Here is a 6,709-nt window from a genome sequence, read left to right as displayed (position 1 = left end):
GGGGAACACAACACGAAGAGTTTATTTATGTCATCATCCCGTCCGGTGTTCCGCTCGCGCTGGCTGCCCTATCTGCTGGTCGCGCCGCAGCTCATCATCACCGTTATCTTTTTTATCTGGCCTGCGGGCGAAGCGTTGTGGTATTCGCTACAAAGCGTCGATCCGTTTGGTTTCTCCAGCCAGTTTGTCGGCCTGGATAACTTCGTCACGCTGTTCCATGACAGCTACTATCTCGACTCCTTCTGGACGACGATAAAATTCAGCACCTTTGTCACCGTCAGCGGTTTGCTGGTGTCGCTGTTCTTCGCGGCGCTGGTGGAGTACATCGTGCGCGGCAGTCGTTTCTATCAAACCTTGATGCTGCTGCCGTATGCCGTGGCACCCGCCGTTGCCGCCGTATTGTGGATCTTCCTGTTTAACCCCGGTCGTGGGCTGATCACCCATTTTCTCGCTGAGTTCGGCTACGACTGGAACCACGCGCAAAACAGCGGTCAGGCAATGTTTCTGGTGGTGTTTGCCTCGGTGTGGAAGCAAATCAGCTACAACTTTCTGTTCTTCTATGCCGCGCTGCAATCCATTCCCCGTTCGTTGATCGAAGCCGCAGCCATCGACGGTGCAGGGCCGATTCGCCGCTTCTTTAAGATTGCTCTGCCGCTTATCGCCCCGGTGAGTTTCTTCCTGCTGGTGGTGAACCTGGTGTACGCCTTCTTCGACACCTTCCCGGTGATCGACGCCGCCACGTCCGGCGGGCCGGTTCAGGCCACCACGACGCTGATTTATAAGATCTACCGCGAAGGCTTTACCGGACTGGATCTGGCTTCGTCTGCCGCGCAGTCGGTGGTGTTGATGTTCCTCGTCATCGTGCTGACGGTGGTGCAGTTTCGCTATGTTGAAAGCAAGGTGCGTTACCAATGATTGAGAACCGTCCGTGGCTGACGATATTCAGCCATACCATGCTGATCCTCGGGATCGCGGTGATCCTCTTCCCGCTGTACGTGGCGTTTGTCGCGGCAACGCTGGATAAACAAGCCGTCTACGCCGCGCCGATGACGCTAATTCCTGGCACACATCTGCTGGAAAACATCCACAACATCTGGGTGAACGGGGTAGGCACGAATAGCGCGCCGTTCTGGCGGATGTTGCTTAACAGCTTCGTGATGGCGTTCAGCATTACGCTCGGCAAAATTACCGTCTCGATGCTTTCGGCATTTGCTATTGTCTGGTTTCGTTTTCCGCTGCGTAACCTCTTCTTCTGGATGATTTTTATCACCCTGATGCTGCCGGTTGAAGTGCGTATTTTCCCGACGGTAGAAGTCATTGCCAATCTGAAGATGCTCGACAGCTATGCAGGTTTAACGCTGCCGCTGATGGCCTCGGCGACCGCCACCTTCCTGTTCCGCCAGTTCTTTATGACGCTGCCGGATGAGCTGGTGGAAGCCGCGCGGATCGACGGCGCGTCGCCAATGCGCTTCTTTTGCGACATTGTTTTTCCGTTGTCGAAAACCAATCTGGCGGCGCTGTTTGTGATCACCTTTATCTACGGCTGGAACCAGTATCTGTGGCCGCTGCTGATTATTACCGACGTTGATCTCGGCACTACCGTTGCAGGGATCAAAGGGATGATCGCCACTGGCGAAGGCACCACGGAATGGAACTCGGTAATGGCGGCGATGTTGTTAACTCTGATCCCACCAGTAGTGATTGTTTTAGTGATGCAGCGTGCCTTCGTGCGCGGCCTGGTCGATAGTGAGAAATAAGATGGCAGGACTGAAATTACAGGCAGTAACCAAAAGCTGGGATGGCAAAACCCAGGTCATTAAACCGCTGACCCTTGATGTGGCGGATGGCGAATTTATCGTGATGGTCGGGCCGTCTGGCTGCGGGAAATCCACGCTGCTGCGCATGGTTGCCGGGCTGGAGCGGGTAACGGAAGGCGATATCTGGATCAACAATGAGCGTGTGACCGAAATGGAGCCGAAAGATCGTGGGATTGCGATGGTGTTCCAGAACTACGCGCTTTATCCGCATATGAGCGTCGAAGAAAACATGGCGTGGGGGCTGAAAATTCGCGGCATGGGCAAGCAGCAAATTGCCGAGCGCGTTCAAGAAGCGGCACGCATTCTGGAACTGGACGGCCTGCTTAAGCGCCGCCCGCGTGAGCTTTCCGGCGGGCAGCGCCAGCGCGTGGCAATGGGGCGCGCGATTGTGCGCGATCCGGCGGTATTTTTGTTTGATGAGCCGCTCTCGAACCTTGATGCCAAGCTGCGCGTGCAGATGCGCCTTGAGTTGCAGCAATTGCACCGTCGCCTGAAAACGACTTCACTCTACGTTACTCACGATCAGGTTGAGGCGATGACGCTCGCTCAGCGGGTGATGGTGATGAACGGCGGCGTTGCCGAACAGATTGGCACGCCGGTTGAAGTGTATGAAAAGCCCGCCAGCCTGTTTGTGGCGAGTTTTATCGGCAGTCCAGCGATGAACCTGCTGACAGGCCGCGTGAATAACGAAGGCACGTACTTCGAACTGGACGGCGGTATCGCGCTGCCGCTAAACGGTGGCTACCGGCAGTATGCCGGACGTAAAATGACCCTCGGTATTCGCCCGGAACATATTGCGTTAAGCTCGCAGGCAGAAGGCGGCGTGCCGCTGGTGATGGACACGCTGGAGATCCTCGGTGCAGATAACCTGGCGCACGGACGCTGGGGCGAACAGAAGCTGGTGGTAAGACTGGCGCATCAGGAGCGCCCGACGGCAGGCAGTACGCTGTGGCTGCATCTGCCAGAAAATCAGCTACATCTTTTTGATGGTGAAACAGGACAACGAGTATGAGTAACTGGCCTTATCCCCGCATCGTCGCCCATCGTGGCGGCGGTAAACTGGCGCCGGAAAACACCCTGGCGGCAATCGATGTGGGGGCAAAATACGGTCATAAGATGATCGAATTTGACGCAAAGTTATCGAAAGATGGCGAGATCTTCTTGCTCCATGACGATAATCTCGAGCGTACCAGCAACGGCTGGGGCGTAGCAGGCGAACTAAACTGGCAGGATTTACTGCGCGTGGATGCAGGCAGTTGGTACAGCAAAGCGTTTAAAGGCGAGCCGTTGCCTTTGCTTTCGCAGGTGGCGGAACGCTGCCGCGAACATGGGATGATGGCGAATATCGAAATCAAACCCACCACGGGCACCGGGTCATTAACGGGCAAAATGGTGGCGCTGGCGGCGCGTGAACTTTGGACTGCTATGACGCCGCCGCTGCTGTCATCGTTTGAGATTGATGCTTTAGAAGCTGCACAACAGGCTGCACCGGAACTGCCGCGCGGTTTGTTGCTTGATGAGTGGCGCGACGACTGGCGAGAACTGACTATGCGGCTGGGCTGCGTCTCTATTCATCTCAATCATAAGTTGCTCGATAAAGCGCGAGTGAGGCAGTTGAAAGACGCCGGATTACGGATTCTGGTGTATACCGTCAACAAACCCCAGCGCGCGGCAGAGTTGCTGCGCTGGGGCGTGGATTGCATTTGTACCGATGCGATTGACGTGATTGATCCGAACTTTACGGCCCAATAGTTTTCAACGGAATATCAGGCTGCGGCGTGCTGGGTTGATTCAGCATGTCGCCGTTTCTCCTCTCCGGCAGCATATGCTGCTGATTCAGCGAGTTATCCGGATTACGGTTGCTGTTTAACATCCCGCCGTTGGTGTTGGGCAGCATTTGCTGCCGGGCGGGATTTAGCTCCCCCGGCTGCGACTGCAATACCCGCTGCGAGTTACTGTTAATCTGATTTTCTAAATGTTGCTGCTGTAATTGCGTCTGCGTTTTCAGTTGCTGATTCAGCATCCCTTTTTGCTGGATTTGCTGCGTTTGCATTTGAGTTTGCATCCGCTGCTGACTGGGGATCTGATACCCCGACTGGTTAGGGTTGTTCAGAGTATTAATGGGCTGTGCAAAGCCGACGAACGGCAGGAGTGCCGTCAAAAGCAGAAGTCGTTTCATCGCGTATCCTCCTCTGAAGATATCCTTTAAGTTTACTCGCTTCCCGGCAAAACGATGATTAATTCAGAGTTATATACCAGGCTTAGCTGGGGTTGCCCCACACATAACTGGAGAATAACGATGATAAAACCGACGTTTTTACGCCGGGTGGCCATTGCTGCTCTGCTCTCAGGAAGTTGTTTTAGCGCCGCCGCCGCGCCTCCTGTTTCTTATGGCGTGGAGGAAGATGTCTTTCATCCGGTACGCGCGAAACAGGGGATGGTGGCGTCTGTGGATGCTACTGCCACTCAGGTGGGGGTGGATATCCTTAAAGAAGGTGGTAATGCCGTTGATGCTGCCGTGGCAGTGGGGTATGCGCTGGCGGTAACGCATCCGCAGGCGGGGAATCTGGGCGGCGGCGGTTTTATGCTGATCCGCACTAAGGATGGCAATACAACCGCTATCGATTTCCGCGAAATGGCACCCGCCAAAGCGACCCGCGATATGTTTCTCGATGACCAGGGCAATCCGGACAGCAAAAAATCACTCACTTCGCATCTGGCCTCCGGTACGCCTGGCACGGTCGCAGGCTTCTCGCTGGCGCTGGAGAAGTACGGCACTATGCCGCTGAACAAAGTCGTGCAACCGGCGTTTAAACTGGCGCGCGATGGTTTTATCGTTAACGACGCGCTGGCCGACGATCTCAAAACCTACGGCAGTGAAGTGCTGCCGAATCACGAAAACAGCAAGGCTATCTTCTGGAAAGAGGGTGAACCGCTGAAAAAGGGCGACAGGCTGGTACAGGCGAATCTGGCAAAGAGTCTGGAGATGATTGCTGAAAACGGCTCGGACGAATTCTACAAAGGCAAGATAGCGGAACAGATTGCCCAGGAGATGCAGAAAAACGGCGGCTTAATTACCAAAGAGGATTTAGCGGCGTATAAAGCGGTCGAACGCACACCAATAAGCGGCGATTATCGCGGGTATCAGGTTTACTCCATGCCACCGCCATCCTCCGGCGGGATTCATATCGTGCAGATCCTCAATATCCTGGAAAACTTCGATATGAAGAAATACGGCTTTGGCAGTGCCGACGCGATGCAAATCATGGCTGAAGCTGAGAAATACGCCTACGCCGACCGCTCGGAATATCTTGGCGACCCGGATTTTGTCAAAGTGCCGTGGCAGGCGCTGACCAATAAAGCCTATGCCAAATCCATTGCCGATCAAATTGATATCAACAAAGCGAAGCCGTCCAGCGAAATTCGCCCAGGCAAACTTGCGCCTTATGAGAGCAATCAAACAACCCATTACTCAGTGGTGGATAAAGACGGTAACGCGGTGGCGGTGACCTATACGCTGAACACCACCTTCGGTACGGGTATTGTCGCGGGCGAGAGCGGTATTCTGCTTAATAACCAGATGGATGATTTCTCCGCCAAACCGGGCGTGCCGAACGTTTACGGGCTGGTGGGCGGTGATGCTAACGCCGTCGGGTCGAACAAACGTCCGCTGTCATCGATGTCACCAACCATTGTGGTGAAAGACGGTAAAACTTGGCTGGTGACTGGCAGCCCAGGCGGGAGCCGGATTATCACCACTGTGCTGCAAATGGTAGTGAACAGTATCGATTACGGAATGAACGTTGCCGAAGCGACCAATGCGCCGCGTTTCCACCATCAGTGGTTGCCAGACGAGCTGCGTGTCGAGAAAGGATTTAGCCCGGATACGCTCAAGCTGCTGGAAGAAAAAGGTCAGAAAGTGGCGCTGAAAGAGGCGATGGGTAGCACACAAAGCATTATGGTTGGGCCGGACGGTGAGTTGTACGGCGCATCCGACCCGCGCTCGGTGGATGATTTAACGGCGGGGTATTAATATCTTAAGCCCTCTCCCGGTAGGTGAGGGCTTAAATGACCAACTTAGATTGCAAATTCTTTACTTCACCCGCGCCATAAAATACGCATCGATATATTCGCCATTACGCAAAGCGTACTTCTTACCGGTTCCTTCAATCTCAAAGCCGAATTTTTTATAGACCTTAATTGCCGGGGCGTTATCGACAAACACGGTTAGTTCAATACGATCTACCCGCAGCCAGTTGTCGCACATTTCAGTCATCTCTCGCATCAGGGCGCTGGCGACGCCGCGATTGTGCCAGCGGGAGTCGACGCAGATACCAAAATCGGCAACATGACTGCGGCGCGGGCGTTGCTGCACGTCAATGGTGAGATGACCCACGACGGTTCCATCAATACAGGCGACTAACTGTTTGATGCCGGGACGATCGGCGAGTCGCTCCTGCCACATATGATCGGAAGGATGAGGCACCTGTAGCGTGTTGTAATACACCTCCGGCTGGGCGTGGATTTGCCGAATGGCCTCGTAATCGCGCGTTTCAGCGTGGCGTATCACTATCTCACTCATTCCTCAGTCCTCTTTGGGGTAAATGTCCCTTTCAACATCATTGACTTTCAAATGCGAGTCAAATGCATTTTTTTGCAAAAAGTGTTGGACAAGTGCGAATGAGAATGATTATTATTGTCTCGCGATCAGGAAGACCCTCGCGGAGAACCTGAAAGCACGACATTGCTCACATTGCTTCCAGTATTACTTAGCCAGCCGGGTGCTGGCTTTTTTTTTGCTTTCGTTCCTGCCAGGCTGACTTGCTATTTTGCCCACGGGAAGTGCTCGTGTTGAGACAAATGCAAAATTGCCTGATGCGCTACGCTTATCA

The 6,709-nt window shown here is 54.1% G+C and carries 7 protein-coding genes; 5 read left to right on the top strand and 2 right to left on the bottom strand.

Features of this window, described 5'->3' with window-relative positions:
* Positions 1-27: 27 nt before the first annotated feature.
* From ugpA to ugpQ, 4 genes are read left to right on the top strand one after another with little or no spacing between them, the layout of a single operon-like run.
* Positions 28-915 (top strand): sn-glycerol-3-phosphate ABC transporter permease UgpA, encoded by an 888-nt coding sequence (gene ugpA / locus EQY_RS0116375; protein WP_000099289.1) that lies wholly within the window; start codon positions 28-30, stop codon positions 913-915.
* Entirely contained in the window at positions 912-1,757 is an 846-nt protein-coding gene (gene ugpE / locus EQY_RS0116370; protein ID WP_000572164.1) for a sn-glycerol-3-phosphate ABC transporter permease UgpE, read from the top strand. The genes ugpA and ugpE overlap by 4 nt, the downstream gene beginning before the upstream one ends.
* 1 nt (position 1,758) lies before the next feature.
* Positions 1,759-2,829: a sn-glycerol 3-phosphate ABC transporter ATP binding protein UgpC gene (gene ugpC, locus EQY_RS0116365; RefSeq protein ID WP_000907813.1), complete on the top strand. Its 1,071-nt coding sequence runs from the start codon at positions 1,759-1,761 to the stop codon at positions 2,827-2,829.
* Entirely contained in the window at positions 2,826-3,569 is a 744-nt protein-coding gene (gene ugpQ / locus EQY_RS0116360) for a glycerophosphodiester phosphodiesterase (RefSeq protein ID WP_000073604.1), read from the top strand. The genes ugpC and ugpQ overlap by 4 nt, the downstream gene beginning before the upstream one ends.
* Here ugpQ and EQY_RS0116355 read toward each other — a convergent pair.
* The gene (locus EQY_RS0116355) at positions 3,556-3,996 is read right to left on the bottom strand and encodes a DUF2756 family protein (protein WP_000826139.1); all 441 of its coding nucleotides are present in this window, start codon (positions 3,994-3,996) and stop codon (positions 3,556-3,558) included. The two genes, ugpQ and EQY_RS0116355, sit on opposite strands and share 14 nt — an antisense overlap.
* A gap of 120 nt (positions 3,997-4,116) precedes the next feature.
* Between EQY_RS0116355 and ggt the strand changes: the two genes are divergently transcribed.
* Positions 4,117-5,850 carry a gamma-glutamyltransferase gene (ggt, locus tag EQY_RS0116350; RefSeq protein ID WP_000595112.1) on the top strand — a complete coding sequence of 578 codons (1,734 nt, stop codon included), beginning with the start codon at positions 4,117-4,119 and terminating at the stop codon, positions 5,848-5,850.
* 60 nt (positions 5,851-5,910) lie between these two features.
* Here ggt and yhhY read toward each other — a convergent pair whose 3' ends face one another.
* Complete coding sequence (gene yhhY, locus EQY_RS0116345) at positions 5,911-6,399, bottom strand: N-acetyltransferase (protein ID WP_001290289.1); 489 nt, start codon at positions 6,397-6,399, stop codon at positions 5,911-5,913.
* Positions 6,400-6,709: the final 310 nt, after the last annotated feature.

Source organism: Escherichia sp. TW14182 (assembly GCF_000208525.1).
GTDB classification, from domain to species: domain Bacteria; phylum Pseudomonadota; class Gammaproteobacteria; order Enterobacterales; family Enterobacteriaceae; genus Escherichia; species Escherichia ruysiae.
The sequence above is the reverse complement of the archived record's forward strand: the minus strand, read 5'-3'. Positions and strand labels throughout refer to the sequence as shown.